This window comes from Sphingobium sp. TomTYG72 (assembly GCF_055394715.1).
The window spans coordinates 346885-370113 of the sequence record NZ_AP027336.1; the positions used below are offsets into that span (position 1 = coordinate 346885).

22 protein-coding genes are annotated in these 23229 nt (G+C 63.4%); 17 read left to right on the forward strand and 5 right to left on the reverse strand.

Translation table 11 applies throughout. From position 1 onward, the window contains the following. Positions 1-25: 25 nt before the first annotated feature. From ACZ5U1_RS01890 to ACZ5U1_RS01925, 8 genes are all read left to right on the forward strand, one after another. Positions 26-577: a tail tape measure protein gene (locus ACZ5U1_RS01890; protein ID WP_464779134.1), complete on the forward strand. Its 552-nt coding sequence runs from the start codon at positions 26-28 to the stop codon at positions 575-577. Next, a complete protein-coding gene (locus tag ACZ5U1_RS01895; RefSeq protein WP_464779135.1) occupies positions 574-2904 on the forward strand; it encodes a DUF2460 domain-containing protein in 2331 nt (776 codons plus the stop codon). Before ACZ5U1_RS01890 ends, ACZ5U1_RS01895 begins: the two co-directional genes overlap by 4 nt. Continuing rightward, positions 2901-3716, forward strand: a complete 816-nt coding sequence (locus ACZ5U1_RS01900; protein ID WP_464779136.1) for a DUF2163 domain-containing protein — start codon at positions 2901-2903, stop codon at positions 3714-3716. Before ACZ5U1_RS01895 ends, ACZ5U1_RS01900 begins: the two co-directional genes overlap by 4 nt. Positions 3717-3724: 8 nt before the next feature. Next, positions 3725-4114, forward strand: a complete 390-nt coding sequence (locus tag ACZ5U1_RS01905; protein ID WP_464775201.1) for a peptidoglycan endopeptidase — start codon at positions 3725-3727, stop codon at positions 4112-4114. Positions 4115-4122: 8 nt separating this feature from the next. Continuing rightward, the gene (locus ACZ5U1_RS01910; protein ID WP_464779137.1) at positions 4123-6318 is read left to right on the forward strand and encodes a phage tail protein; all 2196 of its coding nucleotides are present in this window, start codon (positions 4123-4125) and stop codon (positions 6316-6318) included. 31 nt (positions 6319-6349) lie between these two features. Next, on the forward strand, positions 6350-6853 hold the full coding sequence (locus ACZ5U1_RS01915; protein ID WP_464772003.1) for a DUF2793 domain-containing protein: 504 nt from the start codon (positions 6350-6352) through the stop codon (positions 6851-6853). Between the two features lie 178 nt (positions 6854-7031). Further along, the gene (locus ACZ5U1_RS01920) at positions 7032-8120 is read left to right on the forward strand and encodes an OmpA family protein (protein ID WP_464772004.1); all 1089 of its coding nucleotides are present in this window, start codon (positions 7032-7034) and stop codon (positions 8118-8120) included. A 222-nt stretch (positions 8121-8342) separates the two neighbouring features. After that, entirely contained in the window at positions 8343-8891 is a 549-nt protein-coding gene (locus tag ACZ5U1_RS01925) for a superoxide dismutase family protein (protein ID WP_464779138.1), read from the forward strand. 22 nt (positions 8892-8913) lie between these two features. Here the strand turns inward: ACZ5U1_RS01925 and thpR are convergent, their stop codons facing one another. Next, positions 8914-9459: an RNA 2',3'-cyclic phosphodiesterase gene (gene thpR, locus ACZ5U1_RS01930; protein ID WP_464779938.1), complete on the reverse strand. Its 546-nt coding sequence runs from the start codon at positions 9457-9459 to the stop codon at positions 8914-8916. Between the two features lie 282 nt (positions 9460-9741). Here thpR and ACZ5U1_RS01935 point away from each other — a divergent pair, with 282 nt between their 5' ends. Beyond that, positions 9742-10476: a Bax inhibitor-1/YccA family protein gene (locus tag ACZ5U1_RS01935; protein ID WP_464779139.1), complete on the forward strand. Its 735-nt coding sequence runs from the start codon at positions 9742-9744 to the stop codon at positions 10474-10476. A gap of 77 nt (positions 10477-10553) precedes the next feature. Here the strand turns inward: ACZ5U1_RS01935 and ACZ5U1_RS01940 are convergent, their stop codons facing one another. From ACZ5U1_RS01940 to ACZ5U1_RS01950, 3 genes are all read right to left on the reverse strand, one after another. Then, positions 10554-11183, reverse strand: a complete 630-nt coding sequence (locus tag ACZ5U1_RS01940) for a glutathione S-transferase family protein (protein ID WP_464779140.1) — start codon at positions 11181-11183, stop codon at positions 10554-10556. 252 nt (positions 11184-11435) lie between these two features. Next, positions 11436-13754 (reverse strand): ATP-dependent Clp protease ATP-binding subunit ClpA, encoded by a 2319-nt coding sequence (clpA, locus tag ACZ5U1_RS01945; protein WP_464779141.1) that lies wholly within the window; start codon positions 13752-13754, stop codon positions 11436-11438. 157 nt (positions 13755-13911) lie between these two features. Further along, positions 13912-14109, reverse strand: coding sequence for a DUF1192 domain-containing protein (locus ACZ5U1_RS01950; RefSeq protein ID WP_196225680.1), 198 nt, complete (start codon positions 14107-14109; stop codon positions 13912-13914). A 102-nt stretch (positions 14110-14211) separates the two neighbouring features. Here ACZ5U1_RS01950 and ACZ5U1_RS01955 point away from each other — a divergent pair, with 102 nt between their 5' ends. From ACZ5U1_RS01955 to ACZ5U1_RS01985, 7 genes are all read left to right on the forward strand, one after another. Further along, positions 14212-15216, forward strand: coding sequence for an NAD(P)H-quinone oxidoreductase (locus ACZ5U1_RS01955; RefSeq protein ID WP_464779142.1), 1005 nt, complete (start codon positions 14212-14214; stop codon positions 15214-15216). A gap of 320 nt (positions 15217-15536) precedes the next feature. After that, a complete protein-coding gene (locus tag ACZ5U1_RS01960; RefSeq protein WP_464779143.1) occupies positions 15537-16397 on the forward strand; it encodes a UDP-2,3-diacylglucosamine diphosphatase in 861 nt (286 codons plus the stop codon). Beyond that, the gene (locus ACZ5U1_RS01965) at positions 16397-17425 is read left to right on the forward strand and encodes a glycosyltransferase family 4 protein (RefSeq protein ID WP_464779144.1); all 1029 of its coding nucleotides are present in this window, start codon (positions 16397-16399) and stop codon (positions 17423-17425) included. The genes ACZ5U1_RS01960 and ACZ5U1_RS01965 overlap by 1 nt, the downstream gene beginning before the upstream one ends. A 114-nt stretch (positions 17426-17539) precedes the next feature. Then, on the forward strand, positions 17540-18223 hold the full coding sequence (locus tag ACZ5U1_RS01970; protein WP_464779939.1) for a DUF1013 domain-containing protein: 684 nt from the start codon (positions 17540-17542) through the stop codon (positions 18221-18223). A gap of 64 nt (positions 18224-18287) precedes the next feature. Continuing rightward, entirely contained in the window at positions 18288-19994 is a 1707-nt protein-coding gene (locus tag ACZ5U1_RS01975) for a long-chain-fatty-acid--CoA ligase (RefSeq protein ID WP_464779145.1), read from the forward strand. Between the two features lie 42 nt (positions 19995-20036). Further along, positions 20037-20570 (forward strand): peptide-methionine (S)-S-oxide reductase MsrA, encoded by a 534-nt coding sequence (gene msrA / locus ACZ5U1_RS01980; RefSeq protein WP_464779146.1) that lies wholly within the window; start codon positions 20037-20039, stop codon positions 20568-20570. 252 nt (positions 20571-20822) lie between these two features. Beyond that, complete coding sequence (locus ACZ5U1_RS01985; protein ID WP_464779147.1) at positions 20823-21089, forward strand: hypothetical protein; 267 nt, start codon at positions 20823-20825, stop codon at positions 21087-21089. 152 nt (positions 21090-21241) lie between these two features. On the opposite strand, the gene ACZ5U1_RS01990 is transcribed toward ACZ5U1_RS01985, so the two are convergent. Then, the gene (locus ACZ5U1_RS01990) at positions 21242-22198 is read right to left on the reverse strand and encodes an L-threonylcarbamoyladenylate synthase (RefSeq protein ID WP_464779148.1); all 957 of its coding nucleotides are present in this window, start codon (positions 22196-22198) and stop codon (positions 21242-21244) included. A 109-nt stretch (positions 22199-22307) separates the two neighbouring features. Here ACZ5U1_RS01990 and ACZ5U1_RS01995 point away from each other — a divergent pair, with 109 nt between their 5' ends. Next, positions 22308-23126, forward strand: a complete 819-nt coding sequence (locus ACZ5U1_RS01995; protein WP_464779149.1) for an ATP-binding protein — start codon at positions 22308-22310, stop codon at positions 23124-23126. The last annotated feature ends 103 nt before the right edge of the window (positions 23127-23229 follow it).

The window sequence follows — 23229 nt, forward strand, 5'->3', positions numbered from 1 at the left end:
GGCTATTGCAGGTTGGGAGCGGGTCATGGACGAGGAAATCGAGACGCTGGTGGTGCGGGTTCGGGCGGATACGCAGGGGCTTTCGCGGGATGTGGAAGCGATGCGGGGGGCGTTGGAAGGGCCGCTGGCTTCGGGTGCGGAGCGGGCTGGGCGGCGGATTGAGCAGGGGTTGCTTCGTGCGGTGCGGAGCGGGCGCTTTGGGTTTGAGGAACTGAAGCAGGTCGCGCTGTCGGTGCTGGAAGAGATTGCGGCGGGGGCGGTGCGGTCTGGTGCCGGGAGTGTTGGGGGCGTCGGGGGTTCCTTGCTGACGTTGGGAGCGGCGGCGCTCGGGCTGCCTGGGCGGGCGACGGGTGGGCCGGTGTCGCCGGGGCGGGCCTATGTGGTGGGTGAGCGGGGGCCTGAACTGTTTGTGCCCACGGCGAGCGGGCAGGTGATGGCGAATGGTGGCGCGGGTGCGCGGGATGTGCGGGTGAACATCGCGGTGCAGGGGCGTGGCGAAGGGTTCGACAATGCGCGGATGCTGGCGCGGAGTGCGCGGCAGGTGGCGCGGGCGGTCAGGGGGGCGCTGAACGGATGAGTGGGCTTGGCTATTGGCTGGCGGACGCGCGGCGGGGGCAGGAGGAGCGCTTCATAAAGCGTTTCGCGCCAACGCATTGGACGGTGAATTTCCCGCGGCCGATGATGGCGAGTGTCGTCACGACGGCGCCTGATGCATTGCGGGTGGATGCGGTCTTTTATGGCTCGGGCGATCTTGCGGGGTTGATCTGGGAGGCGGAGGACAAGTGGAGCCATCCGCTTCTCGCTTATGAGACGGCTCGCGATTTTCGGGTTTGTGTGTTGCGGTTCCGTTGGCGGAGCGGGGGACTGAAGCGGCTGGACGAGGTGCATGGGCCTACGCTGACGATCGAGGGGCGGGATGCGGGAGGTAGTCCGCGCTCTTGGTATGTGCGGCTTTGGAACTATGCGAGCGGATCGGCAGAAGATGCTGATATTGTTCTGAACTTCGCTGATTTGGATGGCGGGTTCTTGCTGCCGGGCGAGGCTGATCCGGTTTGGGCGGGTGATGTGGATCGGATGTTCATTTCGCTCGGCGCGCCGGATTATGATGCTGGGACTACGGCTTTCGTGGCGGGCGTTGAGGGCTGGGTCGAGCTGTCGGGCATGCGTTGCGATGGCGCGGGGTCGGTGCTGAGCGTTGGCGATGTGATGGTGCCGGAACATGGGCTGTCTATGGCGACGGGCTATGATGATTGTTTCAACCAGACGCCTGAACGGATTGTCGATGCTATCCATGCGCTCGGCTATCGCGGCGACATCAATCATTATGTGGGGATGAGCCATTATTTCCGGCTCGAACCGCTGGGTGGCGGTTTTTATGTGAGCCTGGCGGGAGGCGTGTTGAACGCGCCCTGTGCGGCGTGGCATGCGGACTTTGCGCGGCGGGCAAAGGCGCTGGGGCTGGGGGTGATCTGGTCGCTTTCCTACGAGTTGCTGGACGCGCATTGCTGGAATGATTGGAAGCAGCGGGCGGAGAATGGCGATCCGGCGCTGACAGGATGGTCGCCGCCTTCGACTTTGCTGTCGCCTGCGCATGATGGGGCGATGAGTTATTTGCGGCTGGTTGCGGGGGCGTTTGTTTCCATTGGTTTGAGCGCCGGAATTTCGATCAAGTTTCAGGTGGGTGAACCGTGGTGGTGGGTGATGCCTGTCGATGGGCGGATCTGCATTTATGACGCGGCGGCGCAGGTGGCCTTTGGTGGGAGTCGGGTGTCGATCAGCGATGTGCGGGGGACGTTGAGTGAGCCGCAAAAGGCTGTGCTGGATCAGGCGGGGGCGGTGCTGGCGGCTTCGACGGCGGCGCTGTGCGCCTGGGTGAAGGGGGTGGCGCCGGGGGCGGTGACGCATTTGCTCGCTTATCTGCCGACGGTGCTCGATCCGCTCGCGCCGGAGGCCAAGCGGGCGAACATGCCGGTGGGGTGGGCTGCGCCTGCCTTCGATGTGTTGCAGCTGGAGGATTATGACTGGGTGACGGAGGGGCGCCCTACGCGCACGGCTCGGGGGATCGAGGTGGCGACGGCGCGGCTCGGTTATCCGGTGGACGAGCAGCATTATTTTTCGGGCTTCGTGCTGCTGGCTGAGCAGGCGGCGCAGTGGCGGCTGATTGCTGACGCGGCGGAGGCGGCGGTGCGGCGGGGGACGGCGGCGACCTTTGTCTGGGCGCTGCCGCAGGTGGCGCGGGATGGCTTCACCTGCTTCAGACTTCAGGGGGATGATGACATGCAAGCCTTTGACGATGTGGCGTTTCCGATCGCCATCGGGCGGGACGCGAGCCTGTCGCCTGCTTTTTCGACGCAGGTGGTGGAAAGCCCGTCCGGGCATGAGCGGCGGAGCAGCGACTGGGCGGATGCGCGGCTGTCCTTCGATGCGGGGCCGGGGGTGCGATCGGAGGCGGACATTGTCGAGCTGATCGCCTTTTTCCGGGCGCGTCGCGGGGCGTCGCGGGGGTTTCGCTTTACCGATCCCTATGATGATCGGAGCTGTGCGCCGGGGATGGCGCCGGGCGCGCTGGATCAGCGTCTGGGGACGGGGGATGGCGTGCGGACGGAGTTTCCGTTGCAGCGCTATTATGGCGAGGGTGAGGAGGCGCAGGTGCGGCGGATTACCCGGCCGGTGACGGGCAGCATTCGCGTGGCGGTGGACGGCGTGGAGCTGACTGACGGCTGGAGCCATGCGGGATTGGGCGTCATCGCCTTTGATGAGGCTCCGGCGGTGGGCGCGTTGCTGACGGCGGGGTTTCGATTCGACGTGCCGGTGCGCTTTGCCGAGGACAGGCTGGACGTGAACCGCGCGACCTTTGCGGCGGGGGAGGCGCCTTCGGTGCCGCTCGTGGAGATACGGGAATGAGCGGGCTGGAGGCTTTGGACAAGCCGCTGGCGACGCTCGCTTTCTGCTGGCGGCTGGAGCGGCGGGATGGCGTGACGATCGGGCTGACGAGCCATGACCGCGATCTGGAGATTGGGCATGTGCGCTATCGTGCCGCGCCGGGGATGACCCCTTCGGCCATTCGCAGCGGGATCAGTGCGGAGGCGGGCGATACCGACTTGGCTGGCGCGCTGATTGCGGATGCGATCAATGAGGCGGATTTGATGGCGGGGCGCTGGGATGGGGCCGCGCTGGAGTTGCGGCTGACGGAGTGGGAGGCGCCGGGCGAGATGTGGCTGATGCTCGCGAAGGGCGAGATTGGCAGCGTGGCGCGCAAGGGCGGGGCTTTCGCGGCGGAGTTGGTGGGGGCGATGGCAGCGCTGAAGGCTCCGGTCGCGCCCTCTACCTCGCCCGATTGCCGGGCGCGGCTGGGGGACCGGCAGTGCCGGGTCGATCTGGCGGCGCGGCGGAAGGTCGTGGCGGTGTCGGCTGTCGATGATGTGGAGGTGAGTACGGCGGGGTTGGCTGTGGGTGTCTATGCCTTTGGCACTTTGCGGTGGCTGACGGGCGCTAATGCAGGCGCGGTGCAGGCTGTGGTGGATAATGGGGCTAGTGGGGTGACGCTGGCCGATCCGCCATCTTTTGCGGTGGCGGCGAGGACGTTGGCGCTGCTGACGGAAGGTTGTGACCGGCAGTTGGATACGTGCGGGACGCGCTTCGCCAATGTCGTGAACTTCAGGGGGGAGCCTTATTTGCCGGGGACGGACCTTCTGACGCGCTATCCGGGCGCGTGAGCGGCGCAATGGGGGACCGGATCGTGGCGGCGGCGCGCGATCTGGTGGGGGTGCCTTTCCGGCTGCAAGGGCGCAGCAGGACGAGCGGCATCGATTGCGTCGGGCTGGCGGCTTTGGCGCTGGCGGAGGCGGGGCACAAGGGTACACCGCCGCGAGGCTATGGGCTGCGGTCGGGCGATGCGGCTCTGGCGCGCGACTGGCTGGAGCGGGCGGGCTTGCAGGCGGTTGAGCGGGGGCAGGCGGGCGACCTGGCGCTGGTGCGGCCGGGGCCGTTGCAGTTGCATCTAATGATTTTGGTCCCCGGCGGGCATGTGCATGCCCATGCGGGACTGGGGCGCGTGGTCGAGACGCCGGGGCCTTCGCCCTGGCCCGTCATCGGCCATTGGCGGGCGATATAGGAGCGGACATGGCGACTTTAGTGCTGACGGCGCTGGGCACGGCGATCGGCGGGCCTCTGGGCGGAGCGATCGGCGGATTGATCGGCGGCAGCCTGGATCAGGCGGTGCTGTTCAAGCCCAAGGGGCGCGAGGGCAGGCGGCTGACCGAATTGCAGTTGCAGACATCGAGCTATGGCGCGCAGATCCCGAAGCTGTTCGGCACGATGCGGGCCGCCGGATCGGTGATCTGGGCGACCGACCTTAAGGAAAAGCGCAACAAGAGTGGCGGTGGCAAGGGGCGGCCGAGCGTCACCAGCTACAGCTATTCCGCGAGTTTCGCGGTTGCGTTGTCGGCGCGGCGGGTGCGGGCGGTGCGGCGCATATGGGCGGACGGCAATCTGCTGCGCGGGGCTGCGGGGGATTTCAAGTCGGGGTTGGGTGCGTTCCGTCTGCATTTGGGGGGCGAAGATCAGGCTGCCGATCCACTCATCGCTTCTGCGGAGGGCGTTGACCGGACGCCGGGGCATCGGGGCATTGCCTATGCCGTGTTCGAGGATCTTCAGCTTGCCGATTATGGCAATCGCATTCCTTCGCTGACCTTTGAGGTGGAGGCGGATGAGGGGGTGGTGACGATCGGGACGGTGGCCGTCGATCTGAGTGGTGGCGCGCTTGCTGCTGCCGCAGACGGGGCCGTCGATGGCTTTGCGGCGGGCGGAGCTGATGTGATCGATGCGATTGGTCCGCTGGTGGAGGCATGGGACCTTGCCTTTGTTGCTGGTGAAGATGGGCTGCGGCTGACCGGCACGGGGGGCGATGAGACGGGTGGTGAGATCGGCGCGGGCACTTTGTGCAAGCGTATCAATGGGCGTGCCATCGATGCCGTCGAACAGTCGGGGGAAAGCGCCGATGCGGTGCCGCTGGCGCTGTCGCTGCGCCATTATGATGCGGCGCGGGACTATCAGGCGGGGGTGCAGCGCGTCAGTCGGCCGGGGGCGGGGCGGGTCGAGCGCGGGATCGATCTGCCGGTCACCATGTCTGGCGATGCTGCGCGCCGTCTGGCGGCCCGTCATCTTGGTCATGACTGGACGGGCCGATCCGCCATGACGCTGCGGTGCGGGTGGGACGCCCTGCGCCATGAGCCCGGTGATCTGGTGACGGTCGAGGCCATGCCGGGCCGCTGGCGGGTGGAGGAACGGGAATGGGAAGCCATGGCCGTTCGGTTGGCGCTGCGGCGGGTGCCGGGGGCGGGAGGCGTCTTGCCTGCGGGAGCGTCCTCCGGCGCGATCGTGCGGCAGGCGGATGCGCCGCATGGACCTACTGTATTGATGCTGACCGACCTTCCGCCGCTGCGGGAGGCGGCGGCCACCGCGCCGTTGATCGCTGCGGCGGCCAGTGGCGGGGAGGGGTGGAGGAACGCGGCCCTGTTCGTGATGAGTGAGACGGGGGAAGCCAATCCGGTCGGCCGCACTGCGCCGCGTGCCGTGATGGGGGAGGCCGACGAGGCGTTGGGGCCGGGGAGCTGGGCTCTGATCGATCTGGTCAACAGCTTGCATGTGACGCTGCTGGCGGCGGACATGGAGCTTGGCGATGCGGATGAGGCGGCTTTGGCGCAGGGACGCAATCTTTGCATGGTTGGACGGGAGCTTCTGCAATTTTCCCGCGCGGTGCAGACGGGCGCGGCGAGCTTCCGGCTGGAAGGGCTGCGGCGGGGATTGTTCGGGACCGAATGGGCTATGGATGCGCATGTCGCTGGCGAGCCGTTTCTGCTGATCGAGGAGGAGCGGCTCGCCGAACCTTTTGCAGGCTTGGGCAATGGCGAGATCGGCAGCACGCTGCGGCTTTCGGCGGTCGGGATTGGCGATGCGGAGCCGGTAGAGGCAGAGCTGACCGTCAGCGGGGAAGCGGTGACGCCGGTGGCGCCCGTTCACCTTCGCGCTGTTGCCGACGGGGCGGGGGGATGGAATCTGAGCTGGGTCCGGCGGAGCAGGAATGGCTGGCGCTGGATCAGCGGGGCGGATGTGCCGCTGGGCGAGGAGAGCGAGCGTTACGAACTGCGCGTGCTGGCGGATGGCACCTTGATGCGCCGGATCGAAACCACATCGCCGTCATGGACATATGACGCGGACGCATTCGACGCGGATGGCGGCGGCGCATTGACGATCGAGGTGCGGCAGATCGGCTCTTTCGCCCTGGGACGGGCAGCGCGGATCGTCTTGCCGCTTTGATAACCGACAATTGGAAAAAGGAAGTTCGATCATGACGAGCGATGCGACGCCTCGCTGGGCACTGCCCCAGCTTTTCGCCGGGCAGGCACAGAAGGAAGTCTTTCACAACGAGGCGTTGGCACGGATCGACATGCTGCTGCATGGCGCGGTGGAAAGCGCTGACGAGGATGTGCCGCCAACTTCGCCCGATGAGGGCCAGTGTTGGATCGTGGCGGAAGGCGCTTCAGAAAGCTGGTCGGGGCAGGATGGGTCGGTCGCCTGTTGGACTGGAGGCGGATGGCGGTTTGTCGCGCCGCGTGCGGGCTTGAGGCTGCGGGTCGTGGACCGGGGGCACTCGATGTATTTCGACGGCAGCGATTGGCAGGATGCAGCGGCTCGCAGCGACGGCTTCTATGTCGAGGGCGAGCGGATTGCGGGGGCGCGGCAACCGGCCATAGCCAACCCCGTGGGGGGAAGCTCCGTCGACAGTGAGGCGAGAAGTTCCCTGGTCGCGATTTTAAATGCGATGCGCAGTCACGGACTGATCGAACCATGACTTGAGGGGTGTCCATCTTTTACAATAGAGGCGTGCGGAAATGCTTATGCTACGGGGCTTCTGGAGCCGTGTGATGTATTTGAGCAACAGTTTCACCAATTGTGGACTTGCCATGAAACTTTCTTGCCGATACATGGTTTCAGCAGTCCTTCGTGACACTTTTGAAAGGGGAATTCAAATGCGGAAGCTTGCCCTCGCGGCTGTGCTTGCCTCCTCCGCCCTGGCCACCCCGGCCCTGGCGCGTGATAACAGCTGGTATATCGGAATCGATTCCGGTGTTACCATTGTTGAAGATCAGGACATAACCTTCACGCCCGGTATCGATCCGACGACTGGTCTTGGCACTGCCAGCACCACGCTGGAAAATGTCGACTACCACAAGGGTTGGGACGGTGATGCGGTCATCGGTTACGACTTCGGCGGTTTCCGTCTTGAAGCCGAAGCTGGTTACAAGCGTGCCAAGGTTGACCTGGACAACAGCGGTTTCGGCGGTTCCGCGTCGGCCCTTTCGTTCATGCTGAACGGTCTGCTTGACTTCGGTTCGGACGACGGCCTGCAGGGCTTCGTCGGTGGCGGCGTTGGCGTTTCGCGCGCCAAGCTGGCCAATGATCTGGTCAACGACAGCGACACCGGCTTCGCCTGGCAGGCGATTGCGGGCGTTCGTTATCCGCTGACCAACAATGTTGACGTGTCGCTGAAGTATCGCTTCTTCAACCAGGACAACATCGACCTGGTTCCGGCCTACACCACTGCGGTGGGCGTTGCCGGTGGCGATGTCAGCACCAAGCTGCGTACGCACAGCCTTCTGCTGGGCCTGACCTACAACTTCGGTGGTGAACCGGCTGCTCCGCCGCCGCCGCCGCCGCCGCCCCCGCCGCCCCCGCCGCCGCCTCCGCCGCCTCCGCCGGTCGCTGAGTGCAGCCCCGGGCCGTACATCGTGTTCTTCGAATGGGACAAGTCGGACGTCACGCCTGATGCCGCCACCATTCTGGACAACGCGGTTTCGGCCTACAGCAACTGCGGCAGCGCCCAGGTCATGCTGGCAGGTTATGCGGACCGTTCGGGTTCGGCATCGTACAACGTCGGCCTGTCGCAGCGCCGTGCTGACGCGGTCAAGGCCTACATCTCGTCGAAGGGTATCCCTGACGGCGTGATCACGACCCAGGCGTTCGGTGAATCGAACCCCCGCGTCGAAACCGCCGACGGTGTTCGCGAACTGCAGAACCGTCGCGTGGAAATCACTTACGGTCCGGGTTCGGGTCAGTAAGCAAGATTTCCATCTTCGCGGATGGAACAAGGTTGAGGGGCTGGTCGAAAGACCGGCCCCTTTTCCTTTGCGGTGATCAGGCGCATCGGCGAGCGAGTGGTTTCATAGCCACCGTCTGGCCGTCAGCGTTGGGGAGATCGCTTGGCATTGTGGACTATATGCGCAACAAATGGCGACTTGTTGCGTTCGCCAGCTATTGCTTCACCGGGAGTGCATTTGATCATGAAAAACGCCCTAATCGTCTTTGCGCCCCTCGCACTTTGCCTGACTGCCTGCGCGAGCGGGGATGGCGGGGCTTTGAATTCCGGGTCGGCCGGGATGCTAAATGCCCGCGCTGTCTTGTTGGCTGCGGACGGGTCGGCTCGGGGCGAAGCCAAGGTGACGGAAGCGACGGATGGCCTGCATGTCGATGTGCAGGCAAGTGGACTCACGCCTGGTATTCATGCGGTCCATATCCACATGACCGGAACATGCACGCCGCCCGACTTCACCAGCGCGGGCGGCCATTGGAATCCAACCGCGCGCCAACATGGCCGGGATAACCCGGCGGGCATGCATATGGGAGACATGCCAAACCTGACCGCTGGACCGGATGGGACTGGGCGAATGGAGTTCGTGGTCCCCGGCGCGACCTTGCGCAGTGGGACCAATGCGGTCCTGGACGCAGATGGCGCCGCCATCGTGATCCATGCTCAGGCGGATGACAACAAGACCGATCCTGCGGGTAACGCAGGCGGGCGCATTGCCTGTGGTATATTGTCCGCCGACTGAAGCCGGCGGGCGGACGAGTATTTTAGAGGGCGGAGGGGTCGGCAGGATATGCTGCCGCCATTTCATAATGCGCTCCATTCTGCGTCAGGTGGCTTTCGAAAAGGGCAAATTCATCCACCAGGAACGGGGGACTGGCGAGTCCGGCATGATAGGTCAGGAAGCCGTCGGTGCTGCCTCCGTCGCGGCCGAAGCGGGCGAGAGTGATGTGGGGCAGATAGGCGCGTTGCTCAGCCGGAAAGCCCGCCGCAACACAGGCGCGGTCGATCTTCCGATGAAGCTGGTCGAGCGCATCGCGAGGTTGAACGGCTGCCCACAAGGTGTCGGTGCGTCCTTTGCGTTCGAATTGTCCGAGGCCGGACAGGGAGATCGCGAAAGGAGCGAAGCGCACGGCTGATAATGCCCCGGCTAGGTCGTTGGCCTGGTGCCGGTCGGCGTTTCCGACAAAGCGTAAGGTCAGGTGCAGTTGATCCTCAATTTTCCATCGTGCGCCAGCGATGCCGCTCATCAGCGACAAGAGATGCGCCCGGATTTGTTCCGGCGGGCGAATGGCAACGAACAGGCGGTGCATCATGCCGGTATAGTAAGGCGGCGCGATGGTGTCAGCGGGAGCGGTTGAGTACGCCGAATGAGAAGGCGCGAGGCCCCAGGCTGTTTTCCAAGCGGGTGTCACTAGCTGCTGGGCGGAAAAGGCGGAAAACTGAAGATTATATAGTGCAGGGTCCGATCAATCTGATCGGATCATGCTCCAGCATGTTGTTAGGGCATTTCGGTCGCTCTTCCCTTGAATTAGCGGCCAGATATGGCGATAATAGCAATGTCGGTGAAGTGCGCCGGTGAAGGAGATTATCTCATGGCCAATTGGTCTGACCCCCGCTCGGACATTGCCGGTTTCGGCGGGACGACGGTTGCGCGCGGCGAGGCTTTCGACGCTGGCCTGCGCAGCTATATGCTGTCGGTTTATAATTATATGGCGAGTGGCGTGCTGCTGACGGGGATCGTCGCCATGTTGTTCGCTTCCAGCGGGTTCGCCTATCAGATCCTGGCTGGCCCTGGCATTCTGAAATATGTCATCATGTTCGCGCCTCTGGCCTTTGTGATGGTCATGAGCTTTGGCATGAATCGCCTCTCGACTGTCGCAATGCAGGCCATGTTCTGGGCCTATGCGGTGACGATGGGGCTCTCGCTATCCTCCATTCTGCTGGTTTATACCGGTACGTCGGTTGCGCAGACATTCTTCGCGACGGCGGCGGCCTTTGCAGGCCTTAGCCTGTGGGGATACACGACCAAGAAGGATCTGTCGGGCTTCGGCACGTTTCTGATCATGGGCGTGGTCGGTCTGCTGGTTGCGATGCTGATCAACCTGTTCCTGCGGTCGAGCGCCATGGACATGGTCGTGAGCTTCATCGGCGTGCTGCTGTTCGCTGGCTTGACCGCTTACGATACGCAGAAGATCAAGAGCATTTACGCTCATGTTGCGGGCACGGACATGATGGGCAAGTCGGTGGTGATGGGGGCGTTGAACCTCTATCTCGACTTCATCAACATGTTCCTGTTCCTGCTGCGCTTCATGGGCAACCGCGACTGATCGCGCTTTTGCAGACGAATTGAAAAGGCCCGGTGGAGTGATCCGCCGGGCCTTTTGTTATGGGAGGCTTTGAGGGTTCAGGCCGAATTTTGCATCTGCGCGATTAGGACGCCGTCGAGTTCTTTCTGCCGCTTGTAAGCGGGGCGCTCGCGCAGGCGGGCGGCATAGGTTTCGAAAGCAGGACGAACCGGCATAGTGCCGAAACTCATCCCCCAATCGATCTGGGAGCCAACATAGACATCAGCTGCCGTGAACTGGTCGCCGCAGATCCATTGATCGCCCGACACGGCCTGTTCCAGCGTTGCGAGTGTCTGATCATAGGTGCCGTAGCCCATGGAGCGTTCGCGGTCTTCAGGAACGGTGAGGCCCGTCGCCTTGTTGGAAACAGCCGCCTCCACCGGGCCAGCCGCGAAGAACAGCCAGCGATAATAATCTGCCCGATCCTCCGGCGGAGGCGCGAGGGCTGCGGCGGGGAAAGCGTCGGCCAGATAGGCGCAGATCGCGGCGGCTTCGGTCACGACCTTGCCCTTGTGCACGATGGCGGGAACCTTGCCCATCGGATTGATGGCGAGATAATTGGCCGCCTTCATGGTGGTGCCGTAGTCCAGGATGATCATGTCATAGGGCTGGCCAACTTCTTCCAGCATCCAGCGGGCGATCTGCCCGCGCGACATGGGGTTGGTGTAGAAGGTGATGTCTGCAGCCATGTGATTCTTACCTCGTGGAGACGTGGTTGGAATTCGGGGGCACCAGATTGGCAAATGCTGGTGGTGTCGGCCATTAGAATTTTGATTGTGAGGTGGCCGTTTCAGATCGCCTTTGATGTTGCGCTTGCCCACCCCCTAACCCCCTCCCGCTTGCGGGAGGGGGGATGCGATCCTCCTGACGCTCGCAGGCTCTGCCCAAAAAGAAAGGGCGGCCGTGGGAGCCGCCCTTTCATATCTCGTGCCTCGGCCTGTTTACTTGGCCGATTCCGCAGGCTTCGCCTTGCCACCCTTCTTGCCCTTTTTCGGAGCAGCCGGGGTGATCTCAAAGGCCAGCGCCTCGTCCTTCAACCGGACATGGACCTCGCCGCCGTGCACCAACTTGCCGAACAGCAGTTCCTCGGCCAGCGGCTGCTTGATCTTCTCCTGCATCAGGCGGCCCATCGGGCGGGCGCCGTAGAGCTTGTCATAGCCCTTCTTGGTGAGCCAGCCCTTGGCATCGTCGTCCAGTGTGATGTGGACGTCGCGGTCGGCCAGTTGCAGTTCGAGTTGCAGCACGAACTTGTCGATGACCCGGGCCACAATCTCCGGCGGCAGATAGCCGAAGGGAACGATGGCATCGAGACGGTTGCGGAATTCGGGGGTGAAGAGCTTCTTCACCGCATCCTCCTGCACATCGTCGCGGGTCAGTTCGCCGAAACCGATGCTCTCCTTCGCCATGTCCGACGCACCGGCGTTGGTGGTCATGATGAGGATGGTGTTGCGGAAATCCACTGTCTTGCCGTGGTGATCGGTCAGGCGGCCGTTGTCCATGACCTGCAACAGGATGTTGAACAGATCAGGATGCGCCTTCTCGATTTCGTCCAGCAGCAACACGCTGTGCGGGTTCTGATCGACCGCATCGGTCAGCAGACCGCCCTGATCATAACCGACATAGCCCGGAGGGGCGCCGATCAAGCGGCTGACCGAGTGTCGCTCCATATATTCCGACATGTCGAACCGCTGGAGCGGAATGCCGAGCAGATTGGCGAGCTGACGCGCGACCTCCGTCTTGCCGACGCCGGTGGGGCCGGAGAAGAGGTAGCTGCCGATCGGCTTTTCCGGATCGCGCAGTCCCGCCCGCGACAGCTTGATCGCGGAGGACAGTATCTCGATCGCCCGGTTCTGGCCGAAGACGACGCGCTTCAGGTCTGTGTCCAGCGAACCCAGCACCGACTTGTCGTCGGCCGAGACGGTCTTGGGAGGGATGCGCGCCATGGTCGCGATGACCTGCTCGATCTCCTTGGGGGTGATCGTTTTCTTCCGCTTCGACGGCACCACCAGCATCTGCATCGCGCCGACCTCATCGATCACGTCGATCGCCTTGTCCGGCAGCTTGCGGTCGTTGATGTAGCGCGCCGACAGCTCCACCGCCGCCTTGATCGCGTCGGGAGTGTATTTGACGTTGTGATGTTCCTCAAAGGCGCTGCGCAGCCCAGCGAGAATCTTGATCGTGTCTTCGATGGTCGGTTCGTTGACGTCGATCTTCTGGAACCGGCGCAGCAGGGCGCGGTCCTTCTCGAAATGGTTGCGGAACTCCTTGTAGGTGGTCGAGCCGATGCAGCGGATCGTGCCGCCTGACAGAGCGGGCTTGAGCAGATTGGACGCGTCCATCGCCCCGCCGCTGGTCGCGCCAGCGCCGATCACGGTGTGGATCTCGTCGATGAAGAGAACCGCGTGCGGCATCTTTTCGAGTTCGGTGACGACCGCCTTCAGCCGCTCCTCGAAATCGCCGCGATAGCGGGTGCCCGCGAGCAGCGCGCCCATGTCTAGCGAGTAGATCACCGCTTCCTTCAAGACATCGGGAACATCGCCCTCGACGATCTTGCGCGCAAGGCCCTCCGCAATCGCGGTCTTGCCGACGCCCGGATCGCCCACATAGAGCGGGTTGTTCTTCGACCTGCGGCACAGGATCTGGATCGTCCGGTCGACTTCGGCGCTGCGGCCGATCAGCGGGTCAACCTTGCCCCGCATCGCCTTCTCGTTGAGGTTGACCGTGAACTGCTCCAAGGCACTGTCCTTCTTGCCCTTGCTGTCCTGCGCCTTCTTTTCCTCTTCCGGAGCGCCCTTGGCGGCGCTTTGTTCAGGAGCTGCAGTCCCCTTGCCGACGCCGTGGCTGATATAGCTGACGGCGTCGAGGCGGCTCATGTCCTGCTGCTGGAGGAAATAGACGGCATAGCTCTCCCGCTCGGAGAAAAGCGCGACGAGCACATTGGCTCCCGTCACTTCATCCTTTCCGGAAGATTGCACGTGCAGGATCGCGCGCTGGACGACGCGCTGGAAACCGCTGGTGGGGGAGGGGTCGCTGGACCCTTCCACCTTCAGGCTGTCGAGTTCGCTGTCGAGATATTGGGTGACGGCGTCGCCCAGCTCGCCGAGTTCCACGCCGCACGCCTGCATCACCTTCGACGCATGTTCGTCATCGATTAGCGCGAGAAGCAGATGCTCCAGCGTCGCATATTCGTGACGACGTTCCGACGCATGGGTCAGCGCGTTGTGCAGCGTGGTTTCAAGGGCGGGTGCGAAAGATGGCATTTCTATTCTACTCCTGAGCCCCAAAGAGGGGCTGACTTGAACCATATGTCGGCATTGCTCGACGGCAGAACAAGGAGGGGTCCCTGATCGCCGGAATTGCCAGACTGCCCGTACCCGGTGAAGCCCATGTCAGGGCCGCAAGGGGCGGAGCGCGGGTTCATCGCTTGAATAACGCCTCAGCACTTGATTTGTGGTTAACGGCGCTTTCAATCTTTGATCTGGTTCGGGCGATTTCGCCCTCCAGCGCCCTGATGCGCTCTTCCAGATCGGCAAGGGATAGTGGACCCAAATCCTGTCGAAGCAGTTGGGCCAGCGGATCATCAATCTTGCGAGGCAGATCGTCGTCCATGTCCATAGATGCCAATGTTGACCGCCGGGGCCGGTCTGTCAATAACGCCCTTATGCCGCTTGTTATTTTCAGCTGCGGTGCCAGATTATTGCGGGGGGAACGGCCATCATGGGGTTTGAGGCGGCACTGCCTGATGAGATGACGGCGATTGCCATCCCGGTGCCCGGTGGCCCGGAGGCGCTAGTGCCTGAGCGTCGCCCGGTTCCCGTTCCAGCAGCGGATGAAGTGCTGATCCGGGTCGCGGCAGCAGGCGTGAACCGGCCGGATGTCTTGCAGCGGCAGGGCAAATATCCGCCGCCCCCAGGTGCGTCGGACATTCCGGGGCTGGAGGTTTCCGGCACGATCGTCGCGGCTGGCGGTAGCGCAGAGAAACTGATTGGACGGCGCGTATGCGCCTTGCTCACCGGCGGGGGCTATGCCGAATATGCGGTTGCGCCCGCGGGCCAGTGCCTTCCCGTGCCGGATAGCTATGATATTGTCGAGGCGGCGGCCTTGCCCGAAACGCTCTTCACCGTCTGGACCAACCTGTTCGAGCGTGCCTATGTCGTCGGCGGCGATACGGTACTGGTGCATGGCGGGACCAGCGGCATCGGCACCATGGCGATTTCGCTCTGCCGGCTCTTCGACATTACCATCATCGTCACCTGCGGCAGCGACGCGAAATGCGAGCAGGCGAAGGCTTGGGGCGCGCATCATGCCATCAATTATCGTGCCCAAGATTTTGTCGAAGAGGTGAAGCGTATTACCGCTGGCCAAGGCGTTCAGGCGGTACTGGATATGGTCGGCGGCGACTATGTGCCCCGAAACTTGCAGTGCCTTGCCGAAGATGGCCGCCATGTGTCGATCGCGGTGCTGGGCGGCGCAAAGGCGGAAATCTTCTTGCCCACGGTGATGACCCGGCGGCTGACGCTGACCGGATCGACGCTGCGGCCGCGCTCATCCGCTTTCAAGAGCCTGGTGGCCGATGAGATCATCCGCGAGGTTTGGAGCTTCGTTGAAGAAGGCAGGCTCCGTCCGGCGATGGACCAGCGCTTCCCCTTGGCGCAGGCGGCGCGGGCACATGCGCGCATGGACGCGGGGGAGCATTTCGGGAAGATCGTGCTGACGGTTTGAGCGCCTTTTTTGGTGGCTTGCAGACATCCCAAATCCTCCCCGCGCGAAGCGTGGGGAGGGGGACCAGCCGCAGGCTGGTGGAGGGGAAATGGGTCGAGGTCGCGCATTTTCCCCTCCGTCAGCGCTACGCGCTGCCACCTCCCCATCTGACGATGGGGAGGATTAAAGCTCCTCTCCTTGGCTATAAAACAGTCGCCCACTCTCATTTTTCTAGCCTTAAAACCCCGCAGAGGTAGCATTTCCGTCACATTCACTGCGGGATTGTAACATTGCGCCGCTAAGGATTCGGCCCCGAGGACAATAGCTCCAGGGGTTGCATCATGAATGCCATCACACGCCTGCCTTTCCTGGCGGACATGGACGAAGGCGCCCAGCATTTCGATACGCCGGAACAGGATGGCAAGCGGCGCCGCTACCGCACTATCTGGATATCGGACATCCACCTCGGCACGCGCGGCTGCAATGCAAAGCTGCTGATCGACTTCCTAGACAGCGTCGATAGCGAGACCATGTATCTGGTCGGCGACATCATCGACGGCTGGCGGCTCAAGCGGCGCTTCTACTGGCCCGCCGCGCATAATGACGTCGTTTGGCGCATCATGAAGCGGGCCAAGCGGGGCACTCGCGTCGTCTATATTCCCGGCAATCATGATGAGATGTTCCGCCAGTTCACGGGCCTCAGCTTCGGTGGGGTCGAGATCAGGCGCAAGGCGATCCATGAAACCGCCGACGGCCGCAAGCTCCTCGTCCTGCACGGCGATGAGTTCGACACGATCATGCTGGCCCACCGCTGGCTCGCCTTCGTGGGAGACGCCGCCTACGGCTTGCTGATGCGCCTCAACGTCGTGGTGAACGCGGTGCGCCAGCGCATGGGTCTGCCCTATTGGTCGCTCAGCAAAATGGCCAAGCACAAGGTCAAGAACGCCGTCGAGTTCATCTCCCGCTTTGAAGAAGTGGTATCGCATGAGGCCGGGTCGCGCGGCGTCGATGGCGTGGTTTGCGGTCACATCCACAATGCCGAAATGCGTGAGATTGGCGGCATCCAATATTATAATGACGGCGACTGGGTCGAGGGATGCACGGCCCTGGTCGAACATTTCGACGGCCGCATGGAGGTGCTGCATTGGGCTGATGAAGTTGCGGCACGTGCCGTCAGCGATCAGGTGAGGATAGCCGCCTGATGCGCATCGTGATCGTCACTGATGCTTGGTCCCCGCAGGTCAACGGCGTCGTTCGAACGCTCCAGACCATTCAGGCGGAGCTGGAGGCGCGGGGGCATGCCGTAAAGATCATCTCCCCCGATCTCTACGGCTCCTTCCCCTGTCCGACCTATCCCGAAATCCGCCTGGCCTTCGTGCGATCGGGCGTGGTGGGCGACGCAATCGCGGCCTTTGAACCGGATGCCGTTCACCTGGCGACGGAAGGGCCGCTCTGCCTTGCCGCGCGTCGCTGGTGCTTGCGTAGAGGGGTGCCATTCACCACCGCCTATCACACGCATTTCCCTGACTATGTGTCACGCCGAACCGGACTGCCTGCCCGCTGGTTCTGGTCCTACATCCGCTGGTTCCACGGTCCTGCCCGCGCGGTGCTGGTCTCCACCCGATCGGTGCGGCAGCAATTGCGCGCCCATGGATTGGCGCAGGTGCGGCCATGGGGCAGGGGCGTGGACCTGTCCGCCTTCACATCCGTGGCAACGCCGCCAGCGATATTCGCCAATCTCCCGCGCCCGATCCAGCTCTATGTCGGCCGGGTCGCTGTCGAGAAGAATCTCGAGGCATTCCTTGCCAATGATCACCCCGGCAGCAAGGTGGTCGTCGGCGCTGGTCCAGCACGGGCGCAACTGGAACGCGCCTATCCCGACGCGCAATTCCTTGGCCCATTGTTCGGCGAGGAACTGGCGGGCGCCTATGCGGGCGCCGACGTCTTCGTTTTCCCCAGCCGCACCGACACATTCGGCCTTGTCATGATCGAGGCACTGGCATGTGGCACCCCTGTCGCCGCTTATCCGGTCAGCGGGCCGATGGACATAGTGACGCCCGAAACCGGCGCACTGTCGGAACGGCTGGAGGATGCCATCGCCGCCGCGCTGCATTGCGACCGTGCCGCCTGCGCCGCCCATGGCCGCAGCTTCAGCTGGGAAAGCAGCGCCGACGAATTCCTGACCGGCCTCCACTGCATCGATCCCCTCGTCAGAGACAGCGCGGCCTGACGCTTTTCCTTGCTCCACGGGGCTTCTTGCACTATCTCAGGACGGGCGTGGCCGCCCTGCTTGGGCGGCCCTTGTTGTTTTTAGTGCCGGAGAATCCTCGTGTCCCAGCCTCTCATGCCCCATGCGACAGCCAGCTGGCTGGTCGACAATACCGCGCTCAGCTTTGACCAGATCGCGGAATTTTGCGGGCTGCATATCCTGGAAGTGCAGGCGATCGCCGATGACACGGCTGGCACCAAATATACCGGCCGCGATCCCGTCCGCGCGCATGAAATCACGATGGAGGAAATCCACAAGGGTGAGGCGAACCCCGATTATCGCCTGAAGATGCTGAAAGGCCCCGAACCGGTCCGCCGTACGAAAGGCCCGCGCTACACGCCGGTTTCCAAGCGTCAGGACAAGCCCGATGGCATCGCCTGGATCCTGCGCAACCACCCCGAAATCTCGGATGGCGCGATCGGCAAGCTGATCGGCACCACCCGCACCACCATCGCCGCCATTCGTGACCGCACGCACTGGAACATCTCCAACATCGTGCCCAAGGACCCGGTGACGCTCGGCCTCTGTTCGCAGCGGGAACTGGACGCGCTGGTGACGAAGGCAGCGAAGAAGCTCGGTATCGAAGCGCCGACTGACTCGCGTCTGGACGGCGACCGCGAGGCGCTGATCGAGGAACTGCGCCGCGAGCGTGACGACGCCGCCCGCCGTGCCGAGGCAGCGTTGAAGAGCGAGGCGGAGCTGATCTCGGGCGCTGCCACGATCATCGACCCGTTCAGCAACAATCAGGGCCAGGTCTGATCCTGCCCTGACGTGCCCTGCTTTACGCTTGCGTAAAGCAGGGGCCTGACCTACACCTCCATTAATGGAGAGCATCGAGACGGCCTGGAAAGACCATTATAATCATCCCAATCCTTGGGATCAGTCCTTTCCTCCCATGTCGATGGTGGACATGGTCGTGGACAGCGCGACGGCCAATCCCGATGCGTTGATGATCGATTTCCTCGGCCGCAAGACGACCTATGGCGACATGCTCCATGTCATTCGCCGGGTCGCGAAGGGGCTTCAGGATCTGGGCGTGCGCAAGGGTGACCGGGTCGGCCTCTACCTTCCCAACGTCCCCCATTATGTTGCGGCCTATTATGGAGCCATGATGGCGGGCGCGACCGTCGTCAATTTCTCCCCCCTCTACACCGCCGCCGAACTGGAGCATCAGGTCGAGGATAGCGGCACCAAAATCCTCTTCACCCTCTCTGCCAAGGCATTGCTGCCCACGGCGCAGGAAGTGCTGGACAATAGCAGCCTCGAACGGCTGATCGTCGGCTGCATCGCAGAGGCGCTTCCGCCCGCCAAATCGGTGCTGTTCCGCCTCTTCAAGCGCAAGGAAACCGCGCAGGTCCCGAACGACCCGCGCATCACGAACTATGCCGACCTACTGCGCCATGGCGAGGATCCTACGCCGGTCGCGATCGATCCGGTCAACGACGTCGCTCTGCTGCAATATACCGGCGGCACCACCGGTCGGCCAAAGGGCGCGATGCTCACCCACCAGAACCTGACCGCCAATGCCCGTCAAATCAGGCTCATCGATCCGCATCCCGAAGCCATCGACCGCATCCTCGCGGTCCTGCCCTTCTTCCATGTCTTCGCCAACACCTGCGTCCTTAACCGTACGGTGCTGAACGGCGGCGAAATGGTGATGCTGCCCCGGTTCGAAGCCGTGCAGGTGCTCGCCGCCATTCAGCGGACGAGCCCGACCTCAATGCCCGGCGTCCCCACCATGTTTCAGGCGCTGCTCGATCATCCGGCGACGCCCAACATCGATTTCTCATCGCTGCGCCTGTGCATTTCGGGCGGCGCGCCCCTGCCGCTGGAACTTAAGAAACGGTTCGAAGCCGCCACCGGCGCGAAGCTGTGCGAAGGCTACGGCCTTACCGAAAGCAGCCCGGTCGTCTGCTCCAATCCCTATGAGGGGTTGAACAAGCCCGGCACCGTGGGTCAACCCGTCCCCGGAACGCGCGTCAAGCTCGTGGATCGGGAGGACCCGACACGGCCGCCGCCGTCCGGCGAACCGGGCGAACTTGTCTTTGCCGGTCCTCAGATCATGAAGGGCTATTGGCAGCGCCCCGACGCCGACAAGGAAGTCTTCGTCGATGGCTGGCTGCGCACCGGCGACGTCGGCCTGATCGACGCGGACGGCTATGTGAAGATCGTCGATCGGCTGAAGGACATGATCGCGGTCGGCGGCTTCAAGGTCTTCCCCAGCCAGGTGGAGGAGGTGCTCTACCACCACCCCGAAGTGAAGGAGGCGCTCGTTATCGGCATCCCCGACCCCTATCGCGGCGAGTCCCCCAAAGCGTTCGTCACGCTTCAGGAAGGCGCTAAGACGGACGGCGAGGCGCTGAAGGCATGGCTTAATCCCCAACTCGGAAAGCATGAAAAAGTCTGCGAGGTCGAGGTTCGTTTGAACCTTCCCAAGACGCTGGTCGGCAAGCTGTCGCGCAAGGAACTGGTCGCCGAAGAACGCGCCAAGGCAGAGGCATCCGCAGGACAGGCTGGAACGGCCGCCTGAACATAACTATCTTGTGCCCCACACAGGATAAGGAACAGGCGAATGGCCGAGGAAATCGCGACGCTGGCAGGTGGCTGCTTCTGGTGCACCGAGGCGGTGTACCAAAATCTGAAAGGCGTCCGGTCGGTCGAAAGCGGCTATCTCGGCGGTCAGTTGCCCAATCCCAGCTATGAGCAGGTCTGCTCCGGCGCGACCGGCCATGCCGAAGCGATCCGCATCGCCTTTGACCCGGAAGTCATTTCCTATGGCGACCTGCTCGACATCTTCTTTGCGACGCATGATCCGACGACGCTGAACCGGCAGGGCAACGACATCGGCACCCAATATCGCTCCGCAATCTTCCCGCATTCGCCGGAGCAGGAAGCGGAGGCCAAGGCCGCCATCGCCCGCGCGCAACCGGATCATGGCAACCCGATCGTCACCACCATCGAACCTGACGCGCCATGGTATCCGGCCGAGGATTATCACCAGAAATATTGGGATCGCGTCGGCGACCGTAACCCCTATTGCATGGCGGTCATCCCCCCCAAGCTCGCCAAACTGCGCAAGGGCTTCGCGGAACGGATCGAGGGCTGATCTGCCCGTATTCGACCTATCTCCGTTCCGTTCGCGCCAACTCTCCCCCGTTCGCCCTGAGCCTGTCGAAGGGCTTCTCTTCTTTTTTAAGGGAAGAGGCTTCGACAAGCTCAGCCCGAACGGGGAGGGGGTGGCCTTCAAACACTAACAACCACGAGAAACTTCACACTTTCCCCCAACCCACCAATATCGCTTAGGCTAAGGTTAATCCCGACCATGCCATTCAGGCGAGGATTTCACAGGGGAATATCCATGCGCCCATTCGCGACGATTGCCGCAGCCGGAATAATGCTGACCCTCCCGGGCTGCATTGCAAAGACGGCGCTCGACGTCGCCACCATGCCTGTCCGCGCCGGCGCACAAGCCGCAGATTGGGCCACCACCAGCCAGGATGAATCCGACCGCAACTACGGCCGCCGCATGCGCAAGCAGGAGGCCCAGGAAGCCCGTGAACGCAAGAAGGCCGAGGAGCAACGCCGTCGCGAATGCCGCCGGGCAGGTTACAGGGATTGCGGCTGAGGACGCGACTTTGATCTGAATCTCTCACCCCGTTCGGGCTGAGCTTGTCGAAGCCCTCTTCTTTCCAAAAAGAAGTAAAGCCCTTCGACAGGCTCAGGGCGAACGGGCAAAAAATAGGTAATGCCTATCTAAAACACGAAGCTCTCGAACCCTCAAGCCGCCGCCCGCCGCAGCCGGTCATTGATCGCCACTCCAATCCCCACATCCGGGATCGGAGCCACTGCAATATGCGTCGCCGCGCTCGCATCGGCGACATGCAGCGCCGCGAACAGATTGGCCGCCGCCTCCTGCACATCGGCATCCGGGCTCAAATTAATATTGCACGGCATCAGGCCAAAGCCGATCAGATATTCGTCCTTCTCCGCCCGCAGCGCGTTCAGCCGCACCGGCTTGGATGGTGCATAATGGCTCTCCAACTGACCCGGCGCCTCGATCTTCGCATCGGCAACGCCGGTCACGACCGGAAGGCCCGTCGCCTGCTCCAGCATCGCCGCCGTCACCGGACCCGGCCGCAGCAGCCGGATACGGCCATCCTCAGGGGCGACGATCGTTGACTCCAGCCCCTCGCTCGTCGGCCCCTCATCCAGGATCAGCCGCACCTTGCCATTCAAACTGGCCAGCACATGCTCCGCCCGTGTCGGACTGATCGCGCCGCTGCGATTGGCTGATGGCGCGGCAAGTGGTCGCCCGCTTTCCCGGATCAGCGCGCGCATCGCGGGATGGGCGGGCAAGCGCAGGGCGACCGTGGGCAAGCCCGCCGTCACCAGCGATGACAGGCCGCTGTCTTCCCGCACCGGCAGCACCATGGTCAGCGCGCCCGGCCAAAATCGCGCCGCCAGCTTGTCGGCCACCGGCGAAAAGATCGCCAGCCGCTCCGCCATATCCTTGTCCGAAACATGCACGATCAGCGGGTTGAAGCTCGGCCGCCCCTTGGCGCTGTAGATCGCCGCGACCGCGCTTTCGTCCGTCGCGTCGGCGGCCAGCCCATAGACCGTCTCCGTCGGCACCGCGACCGGCTCGCCCGCGCGGATCAGCAATGCGGCCTCGCGCAGGGCTTCGGCGCCATAGCGGCTGATCCGGGTGGAATAGACAGGATTTGGGATGGTCACGGCCCCAGCGATATAAGCTCCAGCGCGGCAGAGTAAAAGTCCATTACGACAGAAGAATGACAGGGCCGCACGGCTTGCCGGGGCGGGGGAGGGGGATTAAGCCCGGCGCATGAAAGACGAAATTCTCAGCCGCATCGCGCAAGCGCTGGAACGGATCGCACCACCACCGGCCATTTCCTCCGACCTCGCCGCCGCGTCCGCCTATGTCTGGGATGGACACGCGATCCAGGCCGTGGATGCCTTTGATCCGGTGAACTATGATCTGTTGACCGGCATCGACGCGCAAAAGGCGACGCTGCTCGAAAACACCCGCCGCCACGCCGCTGGCCATGCTGCCCATGACGCGCTGCTCTGGGGCGCACGCGGAACGGGTAAGTCCGCAGTGGTCGCCGCCGTCATCGACCGGCTCCAACGGGAGGGCGCCGACATCGCCCTGCTGCAATGCGCGATCGATGAACTGGCCAGCCTCCCGCGCCTCTTCTCCCTCCTGCGCAGCACGCAGCGGCCCTTCATCCTCTTCCTCGACGATCTCGGGTTCGACGAACGCGGCGTCGGTGACGCGCGAGCTTTGCGGTCGCTGCTTCAGGGCGGGACGGCGGCCCGGCCCGCCAACGTCCGCCTCTATGTGACGTCGAACCGCCGCCACATCGTCCCGCGTCACCTGTCGGAGCAGGACGACCCCGTCAATCCGCGCGACGTGATCGACGACAAGATGGCGCTGTCCGATCGCTTCGGCCTTAGCCTCGGCTTCCATGCCATGGATCAGCAGGCCTATATCGACATCGTCACCGGCTATGCCGACAGCCTAGGCCTCAGCTTCGACCCGCTAGAGGCCGTCCAGTGGGCAACCCAGCGCGGCAGCCGTTCGGGCCGCGTCGCCTGGCAATATGTGGTCGAACTGGCGGGCCGCAACGGCCGCGCGCTCTGATCCTTTGTTTGCCGCGATTTAGACCAGCACTGGGTTTAAGCTCGGGAATCGGTCGAGACCATGATCATGTTTTGAGTGATCGTCACCCCGGGCTTGATCCGGG

Excerpts from the sequence above, each read along its gene's own strand:
- ACZ5U1_RS01940 (WP_464779140.1), bottom strand. The coding sequence starts at position 11,183 with ATGGCTGCAGACATCACCTTCTACACCAACCCCATGTCGCGCGGGCAG.
- clpA (WP_464779141.1), bottom strand. The coding sequence starts at position 13,754 with ATGCCATCTTTCGCACCCGCCCTTGAAACCACGCTGCACAACGCGCTG.
- ACZ5U1_RS01985 (WP_464779147.1), top strand. The coding sequence starts at position 20,823 with ATGCGCCCATTCGCGACGATTGCCGCAGCCGGAATAATGCTGACCCTC.
- msrA (WP_464779146.1), top strand. The coding sequence starts at position 20,037 with ATGGCCGAGGAAATCGCGACGCTGGCAGGTGGCTGCTTCTGGTGCACC.
- ACZ5U1_RS01925 (WP_464779138.1), top strand. The coding sequence starts at position 8,343 with ATGAAAAACGCCCTAATCGTCTTTGCGCCCCTCGCACTTTGCCTGACT.
- ACZ5U1_RS01975 (WP_464779145.1), top strand. The coding sequence starts at position 18,288 with ATGGAGAGCATCGAGACGGCCTGGAAAGACCATTATAATCATCCCAAT.
- ACZ5U1_RS01970 (WP_464779939.1), top strand. The coding sequence starts at position 17,540 with ATGCCCCATGCGACAGCCAGCTGGCTGGTCGACAATACCGCGCTCAGC.
- ACZ5U1_RS01910 (WP_464779137.1), top strand. The coding sequence starts at position 4,123 with ATGGCGACTTTAGTGCTGACGGCGCTGGGCACGGCGATCGGCGGGCCT.
- ACZ5U1_RS01950 (WP_196225680.1), bottom strand. The coding sequence starts at position 14,109 with ATGGACATGGACGACGATCTGCCTCGCAAGATTGATGATCCGCTGGCC.
- ACZ5U1_RS01960 (WP_464779143.1), top strand. The coding sequence starts at position 15,537 with ATGAATGCCATCACACGCCTGCCTTTCCTGGCGGACATGGACGAAGGC.
- ACZ5U1_RS01905 (WP_464775201.1), top strand. The coding sequence starts at position 3,725 with ATGGGGGACCGGATCGTGGCGGCGGCGCGCGATCTGGTGGGGGTGCCT.
- thpR (WP_464779938.1), bottom strand. The coding sequence starts at position 9,459 with ATGCACCGCCTGTTCGTTGCCATTCGCCCGCCGGAACAAATCCGGGCG.
- ACZ5U1_RS01920 (WP_464772004.1), top strand. The coding sequence starts at position 7,032 with ATGCGGAAGCTTGCCCTCGCGGCTGTGCTTGCCTCCTCCGCCCTGGCC.
- ACZ5U1_RS01915 (WP_464772003.1), top strand. The coding sequence starts at position 6,350 with ATGACGAGCGATGCGACGCCTCGCTGGGCACTGCCCCAGCTTTTCGCC.
- ACZ5U1_RS01995 (WP_464779149.1), top strand. The coding sequence starts at position 22,308 with ATGAAAGACGAAATTCTCAGCCGCATCGCGCAAGCGCTGGAACGGATC.
- ACZ5U1_RS01900 (WP_464779136.1), top strand. The coding sequence starts at position 2,901 with ATGAGCGGGCTGGAGGCTTTGGACAAGCCGCTGGCGACGCTCGCTTTC.
- ACZ5U1_RS01935 (WP_464779139.1), top strand. The coding sequence starts at position 9,742 with ATGGCCAATTGGTCTGACCCCCGCTCGGACATTGCCGGTTTCGGCGGG.
- ACZ5U1_RS01895 (WP_464779135.1), top strand. The coding sequence starts at position 574 with ATGAGTGGGCTTGGCTATTGGCTGGCGGACGCGCGGCGGGGGCAGGAG.
- ACZ5U1_RS01965 (WP_464779144.1), top strand. The coding sequence starts at position 16,397 with ATGCGCATCGTGATCGTCACTGATGCTTGGTCCCCGCAGGTCAACGGC.
- ACZ5U1_RS01890 (WP_464779134.1), top strand. The coding sequence starts at position 26 with ATGGACGAGGAAATCGAGACGCTGGTGGTGCGGGTTCGGGCGGATACG.
- ACZ5U1_RS01955 (WP_464779142.1), top strand. The coding sequence starts at position 14,212 with ATGGGGTTTGAGGCGGCACTGCCTGATGAGATGACGGCGATTGCCATC.